The sequence below is a fragment of the Chryseobacterium sp. genome (assembly GCF_045629545.1).
Taxonomy (GTDB): Bacteria; Bacteroidota; Bacteroidia; order Flavobacteriales; family Weeksellaceae; genus Chryseobacterium.
The window spans coordinates 16,243-36,126 of record NZ_JAZQRK010000030.1 but is presented as its reverse complement, the minus strand read 5'-3'; the positions used below and the strand labels follow the sequence as shown (position 1 = coordinate 36,126).

The 19,884-nt window shown below is 33.8% G+C and carries 17 protein-coding genes; 14 read left to right on the top strand and 3 right to left on the bottom strand.

Annotated features, from left to right (window positions below):
- The first annotated feature begins 85 nt into the window (after nucleotides 1–85).
- The 3 genes from rpsA (at nucleotide 86) to ACKI42_RS07610 (ending at nucleotide 4,196) form a co-directional block, all read left to right on the top strand.
- Nucleotides 86–1,885, top strand: a complete 1,800-nt coding sequence (rpsA, locus tag ACKI42_RS07620; RefSeq protein WP_407404090.1) for a 30S ribosomal protein S1 — start codon at nucleotides 86–88, stop codon at nucleotides 1,883–1,885.
- Between the two features lie 248 nt (nucleotides 1,886–2,133).
- The gene (locus ACKI42_RS07615) at nucleotides 2,134–3,114 is read left to right on the top strand and encodes an EamA family transporter (RefSeq protein WP_407404088.1); all 981 of its coding nucleotides are present in this window, start codon (nucleotides 2,134–2,136) and stop codon (nucleotides 3,112–3,114) included.
- 86 nt (nucleotides 3,115–3,200) lie between these two features.
- Nucleotides 3,201–4,196 carry an alpha/beta fold hydrolase gene (locus ACKI42_RS07610; RefSeq protein ID WP_407404086.1) on the top strand — a complete coding sequence of 332 codons (996 nt, stop codon included), beginning with the start codon at nucleotides 3,201–3,203 and terminating at the stop codon, nucleotides 4,194–4,196.
- A gap of 61 nt (nucleotides 4,197–4,257) precedes the next feature.
- Here the strand turns inward: ACKI42_RS07610 and rplS are convergent, their stop codons facing one another.
- Nucleotides 4,258–4,614, bottom strand: coding sequence for a 50S ribosomal protein L19 (gene rplS, locus ACKI42_RS07605; RefSeq protein WP_407404084.1), 357 nt, complete (start codon nucleotides 4,612–4,614; stop codon nucleotides 4,258–4,260).
- A 214-nt stretch (nucleotides 4,615–4,828) separates the two neighbouring features.
- On the opposite strand from rplS, the gene ACKI42_RS07600 reads away from it, so the two are divergent.
- Complete coding sequence (locus ACKI42_RS07600; protein ID WP_407404082.1) at nucleotides 4,829–5,527, top strand: CoA transferase subunit A; 699 nt, start codon at nucleotides 4,829–4,831, stop codon at nucleotides 5,525–5,527.
- Between the two features lie 207 nt (nucleotides 5,528–5,734).
- Here the strand turns inward: ACKI42_RS07600 and ACKI42_RS07595 are convergent, their stop codons facing one another.
- Entirely contained in the window at nucleotides 5,735–7,519 is a 1,785-nt protein-coding gene (locus ACKI42_RS07595) for an ABC transporter ATP-binding protein (RefSeq protein WP_407404080.1), read from the bottom strand.
- A 131-nt stretch (nucleotides 7,520–7,650) separates the two neighbouring features.
- Between ACKI42_RS07595 and ACKI42_RS07590 the strand changes: the two genes are divergently transcribed.
- Nucleotides 7,651–8,304, top strand: coding sequence for a CoA transferase subunit B (locus ACKI42_RS07590; RefSeq protein WP_407404078.1), 654 nt, complete (start codon nucleotides 7,651–7,653; stop codon nucleotides 8,302–8,304).
- Between the two features lie 333 nt (nucleotides 8,305–8,637).
- On the opposite strand, the gene ACKI42_RS07585 is transcribed toward ACKI42_RS07590, so the two are convergent.
- On the bottom strand, nucleotides 8,638–9,468 hold the full coding sequence (locus ACKI42_RS07585; RefSeq protein WP_407404076.1) for a DUF4197 domain-containing protein: 831 nt from the start codon (nucleotides 9,466–9,468) through the stop codon (nucleotides 8,638–8,640).
- 255 nt (nucleotides 9,469–9,723) lie between these two features.
- Between ACKI42_RS07585 and ACKI42_RS07580 the strand changes: the two genes are divergently transcribed.
- From ACKI42_RS07580 to ACKI42_RS07540, 9 genes are all read left to right on the top strand, one after another.
- Entirely contained in the window at nucleotides 9,724–10,311 is a 588-nt protein-coding gene (locus ACKI42_RS07580) for a methyltransferase (protein ID WP_407404074.1), read from the top strand.
- A gap of 34 nt (nucleotides 10,312–10,345) precedes the next feature.
- Nucleotides 10,346–10,909, top strand: coding sequence for a YeeE/YedE family protein (locus ACKI42_RS07575; RefSeq protein WP_407404072.1), 564 nt, complete (start codon nucleotides 10,346–10,348; stop codon nucleotides 10,907–10,909).
- Between the two features lie 18 nt (nucleotides 10,910–10,927).
- Nucleotides 10,928–11,413 (top strand): DUF6691 family protein, encoded by a 486-nt coding sequence (locus tag ACKI42_RS07570; protein WP_407404070.1) that lies wholly within the window; start codon nucleotides 10,928–10,930, stop codon nucleotides 11,411–11,413.
- A 39-nt stretch (nucleotides 11,414–11,452) separates the two neighbouring features.
- Nucleotides 11,453–12,010 (top strand): hypothetical protein, encoded by a 558-nt coding sequence (locus ACKI42_RS07565; RefSeq protein WP_407404068.1) that lies wholly within the window; start codon nucleotides 11,453–11,455, stop codon nucleotides 12,008–12,010.
- A 9-nt stretch (nucleotides 12,011–12,019) separates the two neighbouring features.
- Nucleotides 12,020–12,688: a copper homeostasis protein CutC gene (locus ACKI42_RS07560; protein WP_407404066.1), complete on the top strand. Its 669-nt coding sequence runs from the start codon at nucleotides 12,020–12,022 to the stop codon at nucleotides 12,686–12,688.
- A gap of 40 nt (nucleotides 12,689–12,728) precedes the next feature.
- Nucleotides 12,729–13,637: an AEC family transporter gene (locus ACKI42_RS07555; protein ID WP_407404064.1), complete on the top strand. Its 909-nt coding sequence runs from the start codon at nucleotides 12,729–12,731 to the stop codon at nucleotides 13,635–13,637.
- Between the two features lie 55 nt (nucleotides 13,638–13,692).
- Nucleotides 13,693–16,140 (top strand): primosomal protein N', encoded by a 2,448-nt coding sequence (priA, locus tag ACKI42_RS07550; RefSeq protein WP_407404062.1) that lies wholly within the window; start codon nucleotides 13,693–13,695, stop codon nucleotides 16,138–16,140.
- 159 nt (nucleotides 16,141–16,299) lie between these two features.
- A complete protein-coding gene (gene dacB, locus ACKI42_RS07545; RefSeq protein ID WP_407404060.1) occupies nucleotides 16,300–17,769 on the top strand; it encodes a D-alanyl-D-alanine carboxypeptidase/D-alanyl-D-alanine-endopeptidase in 1,470 nt (489 codons plus the stop codon).
- Between the two features lie 83 nt (nucleotides 17,770–17,852).
- Entirely contained in the window at nucleotides 17,853–19,772 is a 1,920-nt protein-coding gene (locus ACKI42_RS07540) for a M1 family aminopeptidase (protein WP_407404058.1), read from the top strand.
- Nucleotides 19,773–19,884 lie beyond the last annotated feature (112 nt).

Genomic DNA, 19,884 nt, shown 5'->3' with positions numbered 1-19,884 from the left:
TATTTATTGATAATAACTTCCGTATTTTTTAAGTCCACATTTATTCAAATCATTAAAAAAGAAGGAATACAAATTTATTTAGAAAATGTCAAAAGAGACAAATTCAGCAGAGGTTTTATTAAACCAAAACGTAGCACCAGAACAATTTGATTGGGATTCTTTCGAATCAGGTCTTGATGCAGATGCTAGAAAAGAAAAAAGCGATTTAGAAGAAATCTACAACGGATCTCTTAGCAGTCTAAACGATAACGACGTTATCACTGGTAAAGTTGTAAGATTAACTGATAAAGAAGCTATCGTAGACATCGATTTCAAATCTGAAGGTGTTATTTCTCTTAACGAATTCCGTTACAACCCAGGCCTAAAAGTAGGTGACGAGGTTGAAGTAATGGTAGACAGAAGAGAAGACAAAACAGGTCAGTTACAATTATCTCACAGAAAAGCGAGAACGCTTAAAGCTTGGGATAGAGTAAACGAACTTCACGAAACTGGAGAAATCGTTAACGGATTTGTGAAGTCTAGAACTAAAGGAGGTATGATCGTTGATATCCACGGTATCGAAGCATTCTTACCAGGTTCTCAGATTGACGTTAAGCCAATTAAAGATTACGATCAGTTTGTAGGAAAAACTATGGAATTCAAAGTTGTGAAAATCAACCCTGAGTTTAAAAACGTAGTAGTTTCTCACAAAGCATTGATTGAAGCAGATATCGAAGGTCAGAAAAAAGAGATCATCGCTCAGTTAGAAAAAGGTCAAGTATTAGAAGGTACTGTTAAGAATATTACTTCTTACGGTGTATTTATTGACTTGGGAGGTGTTGACGGATTGATTCACATTACAGATCTTTCTTGGTCTAGAGTGAACCACCCATCTGAAATCTTAGAAGACGGACAAACTGTGAAAGTAGTTATCCTTGACTTTGATGACGAGAAAACAAGAATCCAATTGGGTATGAAGCAATTAGAAGCTCACCCATGGGATGCTCTTTCTGCTGATATGAAAGTAGGTGACAAAGTAAAAGGAAAAGTAGTAGTTCTTGCTGACTATGGTGCGTTTGTAGAAATCGCTCCAGGTGTAGAAGGATTGATCCACGTTTCTGAAATGTCTTGGTCTACTCACTTAAGATCTGCAGGTGATTTCGTAAAAGTAGGTGATGAAGTAGAAGCTGAAGTACTTACTCTAGATAGAGAAGACAGAAAAATCTCTCTAGGTATGAAACAATTATCTAAAGATCCTTGGGAAAACATCGAAGCTAAATATCCAGTAGGTTCTCAGCACGTAGGTACTGTAAGAAACTTTACTAACTTTGGTGTATTCGTAGAATTAGAAGAAGGTATCGATGGATTAATCTATATCTCTGATCTTTCTTGGACTAAGAAAATCAAGCACCCATCAGAATTCTGTGCAGTTGGTGATAAATTAGATGTAACAGTTCTAGAACTAGACATCCAAGCTAGAAGATTATCTCTAGGTCACAAACAATTGACTGAAAACCCATGGGATAAATTCGAAACTAAATATGCTGAAGGAACTGTACACGCTGGTAAAGCTGTAGAAGTACACGATAAAGGTGCTTCTGTACAATTCGAAGATGCTGAAGTTGAAGCTTTCTGTCCTTCAAGATTATTAGAGAAAGAAGATGGATCTAAAATCAAAAAAGGTGACGATGCTCAATTCAAAGTTATCGAATTCAACAAAGAATTCAAAAGAGTAGTGGTATCTCACACAGGTATCTTCAGAGACGAAGAGAAGAAAAACGTAAAAGAATCTAACAACAATAGATCTAATACTTCTTCATCTTCTTCTAACAACGAAGAAAAATCAACTTTAGGTGATATCGATGTATTAGCTGAATTGAAAAGAAAAATGGAAGGAGGTAAATAATCTCTAGAAATTTATCAATATAAATATGGAGCCAATCTTAGGATTGGCTTTTTTTGTTCCATTTTTTGTAAATTCAAAAATAAGTACATTAAAGATATTACTTTAATATTTTGAGTCACATTTTCCTCCTCAAACAGATTTGATAAATGCTTGAAGTTATTCTTCTATTTTGAACGTCTTTTTTATAATAACATCACTACTTATAACCGGTTTTTAAATTGTAACTTTGCCGGCTCGAAAAAAAAATTATGGAGAAGAAAAATATTTTAAAAGGTGTACTTTTTGTAGGGATTGGCGCAAGTATATATGGGATGTTGGCAACTTTTGTAAAGATGGCTTACAAAGACGGTTTCACTACTTCTGAAGTTACCACATCGCAATTTGTATTAGGCTTTATAGGATTACTTGTTTTAAATCTAATTCAGACTTTTACGTCAAAAAAACCTTTAGCTTCACCCTCAAAAAAGGAATTCAAATTACTCTTGTTAGCAGGGACGTCATTGGGATGTACTAGTTTATTCTATTATATTGCCGTACAATATATCAATGTTTCTATCGCTATTGTGCTTCTTATGCAGTCGGTTTGGTTTAGTGTAGTCGTAGAAAGTTTCATCAAAAAGAAATTTCCAAATCTGAAGAAAATTATCGCAACGGTAATTGTGTTGTTCGGGAGTGTTTTGGCTACCAATGTGATCAATATGGATGTGCAATTGGATTGGCATGGTGTATTTTGGGGCGTTTTGGCAGCAGCATCTTTCACAATCACGATGTTTACTTCTAACACTTTAGCCACACAACTTCCAGTACTTAGAAAAAGCATTATTATGCTTACTGGTGGTGCCGTAATCGTATTTTTATTTCTATTTTTTGCGCAGATTGGTCCTTTACATTTCGAGGGTTTAAAATCATTTTATCTTACCTTTACGCAGAATACAGAACACATTAGACCATTCGATTATTCTATACTTTGGACGTATGGGTTTATTTTAGCTCTTTTCGGAACTATTATTCCTCCAGTTTTATTTAATCTAGGTTTCCCAAATACGGGTCTTGGATTAGGAAGTATTGTTTCTTCCCTAGAACTTCCAGTATCAGTAACAATGGCGTTTGTACTTTTGGGAGAAAAAGTAATTCTCATACAATGGGTAGGAATCGTATTGATCTTATTTGCTATTGTATTGATGAATTTACCTTCAAAACAAGAACTTCCCGAAGGTCAAACTTCTTAATTTTAATTAAATTTATTATAAATAAATCTACTAAAACTGTTTCGCTTGAGGCCGTTTTTTTTAATTTTATACTGAAAATTATGACGATGAAATATATCAAATTATCAATTACTGCGATGATGATTTTAAGTGCTTCTGGCTTATTTCAATCTCAGGTAAAACCAATGGATGCTACACTTTCTACCTACCAATATCCATTTGAAGTGAAGTATAAGGAATTGTATAGCCAGAATCAAAAGTTAAAGATGGCTTATATGCGCCTACAACCTAAAGTATATAATGGAAAAACAATTGTTTTGCTTCATGGTAAAAACTTCAACGGTGCCTATTGGGAGAGAACGGCAAAGGATTTATCGGATAAAGGATTTCAAGTGATTATTCCGGATCAGATAGGATTTGGGAAATCATCAAAACCTCAATCTTATCAATATTCATTTGCACAATTGGCAACGAATACGAAATCTATTTTAAACGAGCTTAAAATTGATAAAGCAATACTATTAGGACACTCGATGGGTGGAATGTTGGCGACAAGATTTTCTTTGATGTTCCCTGAAACTGTGGAGAAACTGATCCTAGAAAATCCGATTGGTTTGGAAGATTACAAATCTTTGGCTAGATATCAAACCATTGATGAAGCATATCAATCTGAATTAAAAAATACAATAGAAACCTATAAAAATTATCAGCTTAAATTTTATTATGATAATAAATGGAAATCCGAATACCAACCTTGGCTAGACCTTATTGCAGGGTGGACATTGCACTCAGATTATCCTAAAGTGGCTTGGAATGCGGCATTAACCAGTGATATGATTTTTAATCAGCCTGTGGTTTATGAATTTAAAAATATAAAAATGCCTACTTTATTAATTATAGGAACGCGAGATAGGACGGCTATTGCTAAAGATAGAGCGCCAAGAGAAATACAAGCTTTGATGGGGCAATATCAAGATTTGGGGAAGATAACTCAGCAGAAAATAGAAGGATCGAAATTGGTAGAACTTCAGAACGTTGGACACTTGCCGCATATTGAAGTGTACGATCAGTTTTTTGATGCTTTATACCCATTTATCAAGTAAATAGAAGGCAAAAAAAATAGGCTTTATCAGATGATAAAGCCTATTTCGTATAATTGGATAATTATTTCTTTTTGTAAGCAGCGTCTTTAATTCTCGCTTTTTTACCTCTAAGATCTCTGAAGTAGTAGATTCTAGATCTTCTAACTCTACCTCTTCTGTCGATTTCAATCTTTTGAAGAGCTGGCATGTTGATAGGGAATACTCTTTCTACACCTACATCACCAGACATTTTTCTGATTGTGAAAGTTTTTGTAGAACCTGTTCCTCTAATTTGGATAACTGTCCCTTTGAAGAACTGAGTTCTTGTTTTAGCACCTTCCTTAATTTCGTAGTAAACAGTGATTGTGTCACCCGCGCTAAAAGCTGGGAATTCTTTTTTTGTAATGTACTTGTCTTGTACGTACTTTAATAAATCCATTATTAATAAAAATAAATTGTTAAGGCTAAGCAACTTACGCGTCTATCGCTAGAGGTTGAATAACAGGTTGCAAAAATAATACTTTTTTATGTAATTACCAACACTTTACCATTTATTTACTACTTATTCTCAAAAAATGCAGATTCGCTCACTTTATAGTTTTCTCATCTCATAAAAATGTCTATTTTTAGATCTAGAAAAATTCTAATATTTCATGATAGACAAAAGAGTAAAAAATGCACAGGAAGCCATTGATGGCATTACAGATGGTATGACCTTGATGCTAGGTGGTTTCGGACTTTGCGGAATTCCAGAAAATTCTATAAAGGCATTGGTAGATAGCGATGTAAAGGAGCTAACTTGTATTTCTAATAACGCGGGTGTAGACGATTTTGGTTTGGGATTATTACTTCATAAAAGACAAATCAAGAAAATGATTTCTTCATATGTAGGCGAAAATGCAGAGTTCGAAAGACAAATGCTTTCTGGCGAATTAGACGTAGAGCTAACTCCACAAGGTACTTTAGCAGAAAAATGCAGAGCTGCACAAGCGGGCATTCCTGCTTTTTATACGCCTGCAGGTTTCGGAACAGAAGTAGCAGAAGGTAAAGACGTAAAAGAATTCAAAGGAAAACCACATATTTTGGAACATGCTTACGAAGCAGATTTTGCTATTGTAAAAGCTTGGAAAGGAGATCACGCAGGTAATCTTATTTTCAAAGGATCTGCTAGAAACTTTAATCATCCAATGGCTGGCGCAGGGAAAATTACCATTGCAGAAGTTGAAGAGTTGGTAGCTCCAGGAGAACTAGATCCTAATGAAATTCATATTCCAGGGATTATGGTACAAAGAATTTTTCAAGGTGAAAATTTTGAAAAAAGAATAGAACAAAGAACGGTAAGACAGAAATAATCTTTATCGGTTTTAATAATTATAAAAGAGATAATTTAAAAATAGTAGATTTCTATTTTTAAATTATCTCTTTTTTTTTAAAATTGACATTTAAGCTAAACATTTAAAACATAAAATATACAAAGCAATCTGACAAATAAAATTCTAACATCGGTATATTTCCAAATTTTCAAATTACCGCATTCTCAAACTCCACAATTAAACCCTTTACTTTCTCTCACCAATCTGCTGTCTCCACATTGCAAAGTACAATCCTTTCAGATCTAGAAGGTCATCGTGAGAGCCCATTTCAATTACTTTTCCACGCTCCAATACGAAAATTCTGTCTGCGTGCATAATGGTACTTAGACGGTGTGCAATAAGAACAGTTATTTGTGCTTTTTCCTTAGAAATATCTCTTATGGTAGACGTTATTTCTTCCTCAGTAATACTGTCTAAGGCAGAAGTAGCTTCATCAAATATTAACAAATGAGGTTTTCTAAGTAATGCTCTTGCAATGGCAATTCTTTGTTTTTCGCCGCCACTTAGTTTCAGTCCACCTTCTCCAATTACAGTTTCAATTCCGTTTTCGGCTCTTTCTAGAAGTGCGGTACAACTAGATTTATCCAAAGCTGCTTTCAAATCTTCTTCAGTCGCATTTGGATTTACAAATAGTAAGTTTTCCCTTATTGTTCCTGCAAAAAGCTGTGTATCTTGCGTTACAAATCCAATTTGATTTCTCAATTCATCAAAATCAAACTCTTTTCCATCTATTTTATTATAAAATATTTGTCCTTCTTTCGGTCTGTATAATCCTACAAGAAGTTTTACCAAAGTACTTTTTCCAGATCCGCTTGGTCCCACAAATGCAATAGTTTCGCCGTTTTTCACTTCAAATGATATACTATTTAGAGCTCTATAATGAGCCGACTGGTGCTGAAAAGAAACATTTTTAAACGCCAGGTTTTCTATTGCACCAATCTTCTTTGGATGCAGAGGTTTTTCTTCTACTTCTTTTTGCATTAAATTTTTAAAATTATTTAGAGAGGCTTCAGCTTCGCGATAAGAGATGATAATGTTACCAATTTCTTGCATGGGTCCGAAGATGAAAAACCCATAAAACATCAAGGAAAGATATTGTCCTGGAGTTACGATATTTTGAAAAATAAGGAAAAGCAAAGTCATGGTAATCATCTGCTGTAGAAAATTGACCATTGTACCTTGAATAAAGCTTAAAGAACGGATACTTTTCACTTTTCTCAGTTCTAAGCCAAGAATTTTATAGGTGTTATTATTCAGTCTGTTCACTTCTTGATTGGTCAGTCCCAAACTCTTTACAATTTCGATATTTCTCAGACTTTCTGTTGTACTCCCTGCTAATGTAGTGGTTTCTGAAACTATTTTTTTCTGAATATTTTTAATTCTTTTGCTTAACAAATTCGTGATAAATGCAATCAAGAATATACCACAAATATAAACGGGCATAATAGACCAATGCAGACGAATTGCATAAATAGAAACGAAAATGATACTTACCAAAATACCGAAAAACACATTCACAAAACTGGTGATGAATTTTACAGAGTCTTCTCTTACTTTAGTCAATATAGATAAAGTTTCACCACTTCTTTGGTCTTCAAATTCTTGAAAGGGTAGGGCCATAGAGTGTTTCAAACCATCTGTAAAAATTTTGGCACCGAATTTTTGCGTAATCACATTCACTACATAATCTTGAAAAGCTTTTGCAATTCTACTAATCATTGCAGTACCTATCAGCAATCCGATGAAATAGAAAACACCATGATAAATTCCGCTTCCATACAAATATTCATTCAAATTTCTTGGAAGTAGTTTTTCTTCATCAAAAAAGTGGGGATTATTGACCAATTTGTCCAAAATATTCCCTGTAATTGCAGGAGCAAAGAGAGAGAAAACTTGATTAATGGTGGCTAATAATAAAGATATAAAAATGAGTAATTTATAGGGCTTAAGATAATTGAGAAGTGTTTTCATAGCATCAAAAATAATGTTGCAAAACTAGAGATATATTTTCAATTCTCATCACTTATATAATTATAGCAGAAATTAGACTTTATACTTCACATTACCATGTTTTTTATTAAATTGCGATATAAGTTTTAACTATGTTGACAAAAGAACAAATTGCACAAAGAATTTCAAAAGAATTAAAAGATAGGTATTATGTAAACCTTGGTATTGGGATCCCTACATTGGTTGCTAACTACGTTCCAGAAGGGATTTCGGTTGAATTTCAAAGTGAAAATGGAGTTTTGGGTATGGGACCATTTCCTTACCAAGGGGAAGAAGATGCAGACGTTATCAATGCCGGAAAACAAACCATCACTATTCTAAAAGGAGGTTCGTTCTTCGATTCTGCTTTTAGTTTTGGGATGATCCGTGGTCAGAAGGTAGATCTTACCATACTTGGAGCGATGGAAGTTTCGGAAAATGGGGATATTGCCAACTGGAAAATCCCAGGGAAGATGGTAAAAGGAATGGGTGGAGCGATGGATCTTGTGGCTTCTGCAGAAAATATTATCGTTGCCATGATGCACGTAAATAAAGCTGGAGAAAGCAAAATCCTGAAAAAATGTTCACTTCCACTTACCGGTGTAAATTGCGTTAAAAGAGTAGTTACAGAATTAGCAGTTTTGGATGTGACGCCACAAGGTTTCAAATTGGTAGAAAGGGCGCCAGGAATCTCTGTAGAGCACATCATTAAATCTACCGAAGCCGACTTAATTATAGAAGGCGAAATCCCAGAAATGGTTTTTTAATTATAAAAGTAAATTAGATTGATAATGGATCTATTATATTCTGGAACGTGCTTACTTTGTATAATCGGGATATTTTTTTATATAAAAAGTAAAAATAAATATAGAGAAAGTAATACTGAGATAGTAAGTCCATTAGATACAGCTATGATAATAAAATATTATGTAGTAATGACATTTCTTGGTTTAATGGTTTTTTATTTTCTACTGAGAGAATAGCGACTATTAAATATTGATAACAATCTGTTTTATAATACTTTCGAACAGTTACATTCAAAATACGAAAACCTTGTCAGCGACAAGGTTTTTACTTTATATTATAAACTTATTAATGGATTACTTCGCACCAAATACTTGTTGTAAAATATTTGTTGTACGCATAGCTGGAGTATTTCTAATACCGCTTTCTTTTTCAGCAACCATTTTGAAAACACCGTTGATGGTTTCATTGGTTACATACTCATTAAGATCCGTAGAAATAGCTTGCCCAGTAAAGGTATTGTATTTTGAAATAAGATTAGACCATACTTTATCTGCACCTACTTTTCCAAGCGAAGCTTTTACTTTAGGTTGAAAAGCATTGAAGAGTTGCGTTTGCGTTTTAGTTTGAAGATAACTTGTTGCAGCATTATTTTTACCTAGCAAAATATCTTTCGCATCGGTAATCGTCATAGAAGTAATTGCTGTGGTGAAAATTGGAGCAGCTTCTGTTACCGCATCTTCTGCAGCACGATTCAGTAATTTCACGCCCTGATCGGCTAAACTTCCCAATCCAATAGTTCGTAATTTTGTGTCTACAGCACGTAGTTTTTCTGGCATTAAAATTTTTACCGCTTCATTTTTTAAGAATCCATCAGAAACACCTAATTTTTTTACACCTTCTGTTACGCCTAAACTTAAAGCCTCTTTCAAACCTGAAGAAATGGTGGACGAGCTTAGTCCACTAAGTAAAGTAGATGACGAATTTTGTGATGAAGTAGCAGTAGTGGTAGTAGTTGTCGTCGTCGTCGTTGTCGATGTACTACTAGGTGTTGTTGTATTTGTTTTTATCGAGTTTAGATCTACACCTGTTTTATCTTTAACCTTATTTTTTAGAATATCTAAAAGTTGCGCTTGCGTAGAGATAGAAAATAAAACTACTGCTACTAGTAAAAATGTCTTTTTCATTGCTTATTTTATGCAAATTTAGATGTTTTTCTTTGGCAAAAGTTAAATGAATAAAAGAATTTTTGTAGATATTTATCTAGATTTCAAAGGAATTACAAGTAATTATCACGATTTTGTAAATTTCCCTATATCCAAAATGTGCTGAACATCAAATCAAGTTAGAGAGTGAACTCCGAAAAGCGATCTTATTAGAAGAAATAATTACCTTAAATTTGCAATTCTTACAATGAAAATGAGTACAAAAATGAAGGTTTTATGATAGATAATAAAGACAAAGACTATTGGGAAAATAGGTGGCAGAATGCTGATACCTCTTGGGATATTGGTTTCGCATCACCCGCAATTGTCAAATACATGGAAACATATTCCAACAAGGATGCCACAATTCTTATCGCAGGTTGTGGAAATGCGTATGAAGCGGAATTTTTACTAAATAAAGGATTTACCAACATCACATTGATTGATATTGCACCCAATGCTGTGAAAATCCTCACCAAAAAATTTAATCAAAATAATGAAATTAATGTTTTATGCGGAGATTTCTTTTCTCATCAAGGGAAATATGATCTGATGATTGAGCAGACTTTTTTTTGTGCAATCAATCCTAATCTAAGACCTGAATATGTATCAAAATCTCATGAACTTCTTTCCGAAAATGGAAAAATTATAGGATTAATGTTCAATACTCATTTTAACCATGACGGTCCGCCTTTTGGAGGCAGTGTCAATGAATATGAAGCCCTTTTCCAAGACTTTTTTATCATCGAGAAAATGGTGGCTTGCTACAATAGTATTCCACCAAGACAAGGACGTGAAGTGTTTGTTGAACTCATCAAAAAATAAGCTATAAAATTCAAATTTTAATTTTTAATAAATAATGCTAGATATATTACAAAATTCTTGGCCTTGGTATGTTGCTGGGCCGCTTATTGGGCTTACGGTACCGTTGTTACTTATATTAGGAAACAAATCTTTCGGAATTAGTTCTTCTCTAAGACACATTTGTGCTTCTTGTTTCCCTGCTAATATTTCTTTTTTTAAATACAATTGGAGACAAGAATTTTGGAATCTTATTTTCGTACTCGGAATTTTCATTGGAGGATTTTTGGCTGCTCAATTTTTATCAGATCCAAATCCTGTAGTCGTAAATGAAAATTTAAAGTCTGAATTGGTTCAATATTCAATTTCAGATTATTCAAATTTAGTTCCTCAAGATCTTTTTAGTTGGGAAAGTTTATTCACACTAAGAGGATTTTTGCTAATGGTTGTTGGCGGTTTTTTGGTAGGTTTTGGAACTCGTTATGCGGGCGGATGCACCAGTGGACATTCTATCATGGGATTATCCAATCTTCAGTGGCCATCTTTGGTTGCAACAATCTGTTTTATGATTGGAGGATTTATAATGGCAAATTACATATTACCCATTATCCTTTCTCTTTAATTTAATTAAAAAAAAAGCATGCTAAAAGATACAGATTTCGAAGTGAAATCCTTAGAAAATACAGAATTAAGAATTGTAAAAGACGTAAAACCCATCAGTTACCTGAAATTTTTGTTGGTTGGGATTTTATTCGGAATAATTATGGTTAAAGGTGAAATGCTGAGTTGGTTTAGGATTCAGGAAATGTTTCGTTTTCAGTCTTTCCATATGTATGGCATCATTGGAAGTGCCGTTGCTGTAGGTTTGATATCGGTTTTCATCATCAAAAAATTTAATATAAAAACTATATCTGGCGAGAAAATAACGTTCACTAATAAAACATTCAACAAAGGACAAATTTTTGGAGGTCTTTGCTTCGGATTGGGTTGGGCAATGACGGGCGCTTGTCCTGGACCCTTGTTTGCGCAAATTGGTTCTGGCGCTACTGCAATCGTTGTAACATTACTAAGTGCTATTTTGGGAACTTGGGTTTACGGAAAATTTAGAGAAAAACTACCTCATTAAAATTGGAATTAATGTAAATTTAAACCCATAAAAATACCCATGATAAAAATAATTCTTCCTTTACTATTATTGATGATTTCTTGTGAAAAAGGAAAAGTAACAGAACCATCAAAGGTAGTAAATTCAATAGCAGAAGAAGTTTCTTCAAAAACTAGAGACAATAGGGATGCTGAATCTGCAAAAGATTGGCTTACAAAGGCAATTTTTAATCAATATAATTCTCCCAATAATTTGGGTGAGGAAAATTGGAAAAAAATAACGACACCAGAGTATTACTCTTACAAAATTGATGCAATGAATGTGGATATGGATGTTGAAGGAAGTCTATCTGAAAAGGAGTTTGAGGGTAAATGGAAAAATAAATTTAATCCCAAAAAAGCAGGCGTAGGTTTGGGATTTCTAATAGATGCACAAGATTGGGATAAAATAGAAATGACAAAATGTGATCTTTTATCTGAGGGAAATAATTCTTTTCTGTTCGATGTTAATTTACTGGATACAGGTTTTAAAGCCAATTATCCTATACAAATAAAAGTTTCGAAAAAAGATTTTCAGTTTCTGATAGCAGATGTTTTGCAAGAACAACCTAACAATTAAAATTAAAAAATGTCAAAAATAGAAATTGCTTGTTTCAACCATGTTTCTGCAATCGTGGCCTTCGAGAATGGTGCAGATCGTATAGAGTTGTGTGATGGTTTTGAGAAGGGAGGAACTACGCCAGAATTTGAGCTTACAAAAGGCGTAAGAAAACTGATTACCATCCCAATTTATGTGATGATAAGACCTCGTGGTGGCGATTTTTTGTATACAAATGCTGAATTTCAACAAATGAAAATGGATATTATTAAATTCAAAACTTTAAATGTCGACGGTTTCGTGTTTGGAATTTTAGATGAAAATCATCAAGTAAATGTGGCTCAAAATAAAGAATTGGTAGAATTGGCTCAACCATTTCCTTGTACATTTCATAGAGCTTTTGACAGAGCAATAGGGTTGAAAGAAACTCTTGAAAATGTCATCGAGTGTGGTTTTTCAACAATTCTTACATCTGGACAAAAGCCAAATGTTGTAGAGGGGAAAGAATATTTAAAGAAATTAGTAGAATGGTCTGATAACCGAATTGAAATACTGGTAGGAGGCGGACTGCGTTCTGGAAATTGTAAAGACATCAGAGAGTACACAAACGCGAATTTCTTCCACTCTTCAGCGATTATCGATAACGGCAATTTTGCCAATCCTTCAGAGATTAAAGCCTTAAAGAAAGCTTTGCAGTAGAATGATGGATGTAAAAATAGATACCTATTTATAAAAAAATATGGTCAATTTTGTTTTAATAGCCGTGTGTATTCTGGCAGGGATGATTTTTAGAGCTACAAAAACAATCCATCCAGATGCGCACAAGGGCATCAATACTTGGATTTTATTTCTTGCTTTACCCGCCGTATCGTTCAATTATCTACCGAAAGTAGTATGGTCTACAGAGATGCTTTTCCCCATACTTTCTACTTTTTTAGTCGCTATTGGAAGTTGGCTTTTTATGATGTTTTATAGCAAGCAAAAAGGGTATTCTTCGAGGTCTAGAAGTACATTAGAAATTATCAGTGGGTATAGCAACACTTCATTTATTGGATTTCCATTGATTTCTGCTTTTTTTGGCGAAAAACTGTTGAGTATTGCCATTATTTGCGATCAAACCATGTTTTTGGCTTTGTCCACATTAGGAATTATTGCTGCTGTAAAAGGAGGTAGCAAATCGGGAAAAGTAAGTGCTCAATTTATTATAAAAAGATTATTCACTTTTCCACCATTTTTAGGTTGTATTTCAGCAATTGTACTTTCACAGTTTTTCAATCTGGATTTTGCAGAACCCTTATTTGATAAATTAGCCTCAACGGTTGCACCTTTAGCCTTATTTTCTGTGGGATTACAATTGAAATTCAACGGTTGGAAAAAATTACTTCCGCAGATGTCGGTTTCCATGTTGTACAAACTTATTTTAGCTCCTGCTATGGTTTTGGGCTTAGCTTTAATTATGGGAATAAAAGGAGACATTGCCAAAATAAGTGTTTTCGAAGCGGCGATGCCAACCGTAGTAACTTCCAGTATAATTGCAGAGCAATACCGTCTGAATACCAAGTTGACGAATCTTACAATAGGTTTCAGTATCGTTATAGGATTTGCTACCACTGCCATATTCTATCATATTCTGCAGGTTTTATTTTAGATAAAATTGTTATTTTATTTTTAAACCTTTATTTTTACGTCATAATCATTCTGTTTTGAAATACGCTCAAATAATTCTTCCCCTCAATCTAAAAGGAACTTACACTTACAAAATTCCAGAAAATCTTGCTAATTCTATTTTAGCAGGAATGAGGGTTTTGGTTCCATTCGGAGGAAAAAAAATTTATACTGGTATTGTTTTAGAATTTCATAACCTAGCGCCAGAAGAATTTGTAGCGAAGGAAGTGATAAGCTTGCTAGATGATACGCCTATTTTACCACCAGAACAACTTAAATTTTGGCAATGGTTATCAGATTATTACCTGTGTAATTTGGGAGAGATCTATCGTTTTGCATTTCCTTCTTCATTGAAACTTCAAAGCGAAACGTATCTCAAACTAAAATCGAATATCGTAATAGAATTCGAGAACTTGGATGTGAATGAGATGTATCTTATTCAGGCTTTGGAAGTGAGGCAATTGATTAATCTTACAGATATAGAAGCTTTTATTCCAAAAAAAGAAATAATAAAAACCATCAATTCCCTGATTGACCTTCAGTATATTGAGATTGATGAAAAAGTAGCTGAAAAATATAAAGCCAAGGAAGTAGCTTATGTAAAGGTAAAAGATGAATTGCTGGATAACCATAACCTATCTCAACTTTTATCTTTATTGAATAAAGCACCGAAGCAAAAAGATTTATTTCTGGCGATTTTATCAAAACAAACCGAAAATCCCAACGGTTTCATTAAGAAATCTGAACTATTTGAAGATAATTATTTCGGGAATGCTCATCTAAAACCATTGGTTGATAAAAATTTTGTAGAAGAATATTATCTTCAAACCGATAGATTAGCAACTTATGAAGGGGAGATAGAATTGGTAGAAGAGCTTTCGGAAGCGCAAAATTTAGCTAAAATTGAAATTGATAAAGCATTTGAAGTTAAAAAAAACGTGCTCCTACATGGCGTTACTTCTTCTGGGAAAACGCACCTTTACCTTCAAAAGATAGAAGATTGCATCAATGATGGTAAAAATGTACTTTTCCTTTTACCAGAAATATCTTTAACCAAGCAGATAACCCAAAGGTTAGAAAAAAAATACGGAAGAGATCTTGGTTTTTACCATCAAAAGCTTACGGATTTCGAAAAGGTAGAAGTGTGGCGAAGGATTAAAAATAATGATGTGAAAATATTAGTGGCAACAAGAAATTCACTGCTTTTGCCTTACCAAAATTTGGGTTTGATTGTAGTAGATGAAGAGCATGATTCTGCCTACAAACCAAGAGAAGTTTCTCCGTTTTTCAATGCTAAAGATGCTGCTTTGGTGTTAGCAAGTTTGTATGATGCACGTGTTATTTTGGGTTCTGCAACGCCTTCAGTAGAAAGTTATTATTTAGCAAAAAAAGAAAAATTAAAGTATGTCTTTCTTAGTGAGAGATTTGGCAATGTAAAACTCCCAGAATTTGAATTAATTAATTTTAAAGAAGCTCAAGAATCCAAAAAAGTAACAGGTAATTTCACACTTCAACTGATTGATGAAATGAAAAATACGTTGGAGGATAAAAACCAGATTATGATTCTCCACAACAGAAGAGGGTATTCTAGTGTCGTGGAGTGCGAGGCTTGTGGATATGTAAACTATTGTTCCAATTGCGATGTGGTACTTACTTATCACAAAGCTGCCAACGAAATGAAGTGTCATTATTGCGGGCAAAAAGCTTCAAAACCTAAAACTTGTCCGAAATGTTTTTCTGAAAAACTCAATGACAAAGGGGTCGGTGTAGAACAAATACATGAGGAAATATCGAAAGTTTTCCCGGATAGTGAAGTGGACAGAATGGATGTAGATTCTATGAGAAAGAAATTTGCTTACGAAAAATTATATGAGAAAATAGAAGATCGAGAAACGGATATTATCGTTGGAACACAAATGATTTCCAAAGGATTGGATTTTGATCATATAGAATTGGTAGCGATCCCAAAGGCAGATTCCATGCTTTATGTACAAGATTTTAGGGCAGAAGAACGTGCTTATCAATTGATTACTCAGGTTTCTGGAAGGGCTGGAAGAGTCTCTGGTAATGGTAAAATTTTAATTCAGACGTATAATCCAGAACATTCTGTTTTTCAATTGATAAAAATGAATAATATCGCAAAAATCTACAAGTATTTTCTTTTAGAAAGGCAAAAATTTCATTATCCACCTTTTACAAAATTGGTCATGATAGAATTAAAACATATAAAAGAAGACAAAGTTAATAGAGCGTCGCAGTTTTTAGGGTCAATACTAAGAAAATATCTGCCCGAAGAATGCGTTTTGGGACCAGAGAAAGCGCCAATTGCTAGACTGAATAACCTTTATCAGTTTCAGATTTTGCTTAAATTACCTCGTGGTAAAAACTATGAGTCTTTTAAGAAAATGATCTTAGTGAGCCTAAAAGAGTTTGACGAAATCACAGCCTACCAGAGCATCAAGAAAGATGTTTTTGTAGACTTTTAACAAACTTTAACTTTATTTTTGAGCTTTTATTATACATTTAGAACGCTGTTCTCACAATAATTTCTACATTTGATTGTTAATTAAAAGAGTGATTTATATTAATTTGACTTTAACTTCTCAAATTTTTATCTATCAAAAGTATAACAAAAAGTAAAATTGATGGTCAACTTTAGAAAATATATTTCAAGTGTTGCGGTTTTAGCTTCTGGGTTTTTCCTTTCGCAATCTACCGTATCCACCGTACTTTATTCTTCCAATGTAGATGCTCCAAAAGTGGTTTCCAATTTACCGTCACCTGCTTCGGCTATAGAAAAAGTATTTCTCTCTCCGAAAGAATTGGTGGATGTGAATGTAAATACGATGCTGAGCGATGTCGTATTGAAAAATGCAAATTGGGGGTTTGTAATCTATGATCCAAAAACTAAAAAAATCATTTCTTCTTATAACGAAAATACACCTCTTGTACCTGCTTCTACAACCAAACTACTTACCACTGAAACAGCGCTCAACCTTTTGGGAGAAAATTACCGGTGGATGACTCAGTTAGAATATTCTGGGGAAATAGATGAAACTGGCACTCTGAATGGTAATTTGTACATCGTAGGAAGTGGTGACCCTTCATTAGGAACAAATAAAGCTGGTGCTTGGAGTTATAAAGAAATAATTTCAGATTTCACTTCTGGATTAACTACGGAAGGTATAAAGAAAGTAAATGGAGATATAATTATTCAGACTGCATTATATAAAAGTAATACCACCAAACTCCCTGAAAGTATAGTTTGGTTAGAAAAAAATAATTATTATTTGCCAGTAGGAACTACAAAAGATATTAATCCCGCTAATGAAAAACTGATTGTAAAAAAGGGAAATATGTCATCTAATGACAAAAGATATTTCTACGTTTCTCCTTACGCCCATCAAATGGTATATGCTGATAAATATGATGGTGAGGGAATTCTGACGACTAAATTACCAGATGCACCCGCATTTTTAGCTAATAGTTTTAAGTCTAATTTGTCCAAGAGTGGCATTGCGATCACTGGTAAAGTTATACCCAAAATGACTGATAACAATCCAGAAAATAGAAAAATGATAGCTGTATACAAATCCCCAACTTTGGCGGATATTGTATATTATACCAATCAGCGTAGTGATAATGGTTTGTCTGAAGCGTTGCTAAAGACGGTTGGTTTTCAAAAAATAGGCGATCAAACTTCAGAATCTGGTAGAGCGGTAGTGAATAATCATCTTAGAGATATATCCTTTGACACAGAAGGTTTATCATACATAGATGGAAGTGGACTTTCTAGAAGCAATAAAGTGACTCCGATTGCACAAGTGAAATATTTAACTTCACTAATGAATCAAAAATATTACAAAACATATTTTGATTCTTTACCTATTGGTGGACAATCTGGAACTTTGAAACGAATGTTCATCAATGAAGGTAATGGGCAAATTTTCGCAAAAACAGGTACTTTAAATAAAGTAAAAACTTTGGCAGGATACATGAAAACAAACTCGGGTAGAACTTTGGTGTTTTCATTATTGGTAAATAACTATGCAGGATCTGTAGACCAAGTAAAAAACAGAATGGAAAAAATATTGCATCCCGCATTGGATTTGTAATCAGTTAACAACCAAAATATATATAAACCTTTTAATCTCAGATTGAAAGGTTTTTTTTATCTTTAAAATCTATATAGATCATAATGACAAAATTTCAACTTCTTACTGCATGCTTATTAACTATTACTACTGTTTCTGCTCAGGAAAGTGTTGAAATGAAAGGATTGAGGACTAAGGAAATGCAATCATTTGAAAAAAAAATGACTTCATTTAACAATAATCCCAACACTCAAAATTATGATTTACAATACCAAAGGATGGATGTTACATTGAATCCTATGGTATACCAGATTTCGGGATCTGTTACTTCTCATTTTAAGCCTAATCAAAGTATTTCAAGTATTTATTTTGATTTATCCGATGAATTGTCAGTTTCTCAAGTTACTTATCACGGAACTAGCATTCCCTATCAACAATTGGGTACTAAGGAAGTGAAAATAGATTTCCCCGCGGCTTTACCGTCACAAGTTTTGGATTCATTAACGATCCATTATTCAGGAGCTCCAGCTACTAATAACAACGCTTTCTCTACGGGATCACAAGGCGGAATACCTTTATTAGCAACTCTTAATGAACCTTACGGAGCTCAAGATTGGTTTCCTACGAAGCAGAGTTTAAATGATAAGATAGATCGGTTTGACCTGAAAATAACAACTCCTTCACAATATAATGTTGCAGCTAACGGGAAATTAATGTCCGAAACAGCGCTAGCAAACGGACAAAAACTCACTTTTTGGCGAACACAATATCCTATTGCTGCCTATCTTATTGCTTTAGGGATCACCAATTATGTGAAAATAAATGATACGATGGGAAACCCACCTTTTCCGTTCATCAATTACTTATATCCATCTACCGTTTCTAATACCGCAAATATGAATAACATTGCTTGGACAAAAACGGTAATGAATACTTTTGAAAATTATTTCGGAGCTTACCCCTTTAGAAATGAAAAATATGGGCATATGGAATTCCAGTTTGGTGGTGGTATGGAACATCAGACGATGTCTTCAATGGGGGCATGGAGTAATCAGCTTATTGCTCATGAGTTGGCACATCAATGGTTTGGTGATAAAGTGACTTGTGGACAATGGAATGATATTTGGCTCAATGAAGGATTTGCTACCTTTGGTGAGCATTTAGCGAATGAAAAATTACTGATGAGTTCTGCAGACTTCCTCACTTATTTGCAAGGAGAAAAAGACTATATTACAAGTAGTCCATCGGGGAGTGTGTATGTAGCGGATGCCAATTTGGGTAATATTAATGCTATATTCAACTCTAGATTATCTTACGCTAAAGGTGGATATGTAGTAAGAATGCTAAAATGGGTTTTGGGTGAGACAGCTTTTTATCAGGCGATCAAAGAATATCATGCAAGACCAAATTTGGCTTATAATTACGCAAAAACATCAGACCTTACCAACTCACTGTTTCAATCCACAGGAACAGATTTTACAGAATTCTTTAATGATTGGATTTATGGTCAAGGATATCCAACTTATGATATTAGGTGGAAGCAAGTAGGGAGCTTTGTAACGTTTAAAGCTAAGCAAACACAAAGTCATTCTTCAGTTAGCTTTTTTGAAATGCCATTGCCTATTAAGGTGATTGGCACCAGTGGTCAAATCGCCCATCTAGTTTTAAACCATACAAGCAATGACCAATATTTTACTGAAGCATTAAGTTTTCCAGTTGCAAGTGTTCAGTTTAATGAAGAATATCAGATTCTTGAAAAAAATTCTACCGTGATTCTAGATGCTGCTCTGTCAACGATGGAAGTAAGCAAAGAAGAAATTTCACTCTATCCGAATCCTGCAAAAAATGAAGTTAATCTGAAAGGTATTGATAAAAGTTTAGAGTATAATATCTATTCAGCGGATGGAAAATTGGTGAGAAAGAATAGGTACACTCCGAAAAAATCTATAGATATATCAGATCTAGTACCAGGAATTTACTTCATTACTATTAATGAAAATACTTTGAAGTTTATGAAGAAATAGGGTTAATCATAATATGGATGATTCTTGAAGAACTAGTGAATACCTCATCAAATACGAACTATAGATTAATTTTTTAATTTACCTCTTGTTTAAAGGGTTTTTATTAAATTAG

Bases quoted from the DNA above. Each gene is read 5' to 3' on its own strand.
- ACKI42_RS07560 (WP_407404066.1), top strand. From the start codon at position 12,020: ATGTCAAAAATAGAAATTGCTTGTTTCAACCATGTTTCTGCAATCGTG.
- ACKI42_RS07555 (WP_407404064.1), top strand. From the start codon at position 12,729: ATGGTCAATTTTGTTTTAATAGCCGTGTGTATTCTGGCAGGGATGATT.
- ACKI42_RS07615 (WP_407404088.1), top strand. From the start codon at position 2,134: ATGGAGAAGAAAAATATTTTAAAAGGTGTACTTTTTGTAGGGATTGGC.
- ACKI42_RS07575 (WP_407404072.1), top strand. From the start codon at position 10,346: ATGCTAGATATATTACAAAATTCTTGGCCTTGGTATGTTGCTGGGCCG.
- rpsA (WP_407404090.1), top strand. From the start codon at position 86: ATGTCAAAAGAGACAAATTCAGCAGAGGTTTTATTAAACCAAAACGTA.
- dacB (WP_407404060.1), top strand. From the start codon at position 16,300: ATGGTCAACTTTAGAAAATATATTTCAAGTGTTGCGGTTTTAGCTTCT.
- ACKI42_RS07585 (WP_407404076.1), bottom strand. From the start codon at position 9,468: ATGAAAAAGACATTTTTACTAGTAGCAGTAGTTTTATTTTCTATCTCT.
- rplS (WP_407404084.1), bottom strand. From the start codon at position 4,614: ATGGATTTATTAAAGTACGTACAAGACAAGTACATTACAAAAAAAGAA.
- ACKI42_RS07600 (WP_407404082.1), top strand. From the start codon at position 4,829: ATGATAGACAAAAGAGTAAAAAATGCACAGGAAGCCATTGATGGCATT.
- ACKI42_RS07590 (WP_407404078.1), top strand. From the start codon at position 7,651: ATGTTGACAAAAGAACAAATTGCACAAAGAATTTCAAAAGAATTAAAA.
- ACKI42_RS07610 (WP_407404086.1), top strand. From the start codon at position 3,201: ATGAAATATATCAAATTATCAATTACTGCGATGATGATTTTAAGTGCT.
- ACKI42_RS07595 (WP_407404080.1), bottom strand. From the start codon at position 7,519: ATGAAAACACTTCTCAATTATCTTAAGCCCTATAAATTACTCATTTTT.
- ACKI42_RS07540 (WP_407404058.1), top strand. From the start codon at position 17,853: ATGACAAAATTTCAACTTCTTACTGCATGCTTATTAACTATTACTACT.
- ACKI42_RS07565 (WP_407404068.1), top strand. From the start codon at position 11,453: ATGATAAAAATAATTCTTCCTTTACTATTATTGATGATTTCTTGTGAA.
- ACKI42_RS07580 (WP_407404074.1), top strand. From the start codon at position 9,724: ATGATAGATAATAAAGACAAAGACTATTGGGAAAATAGGTGGCAGAAT.
- ACKI42_RS07570 (WP_407404070.1), top strand. From the start codon at position 10,928: ATGCTAAAAGATACAGATTTCGAAGTGAAATCCTTAGAAAATACAGAA.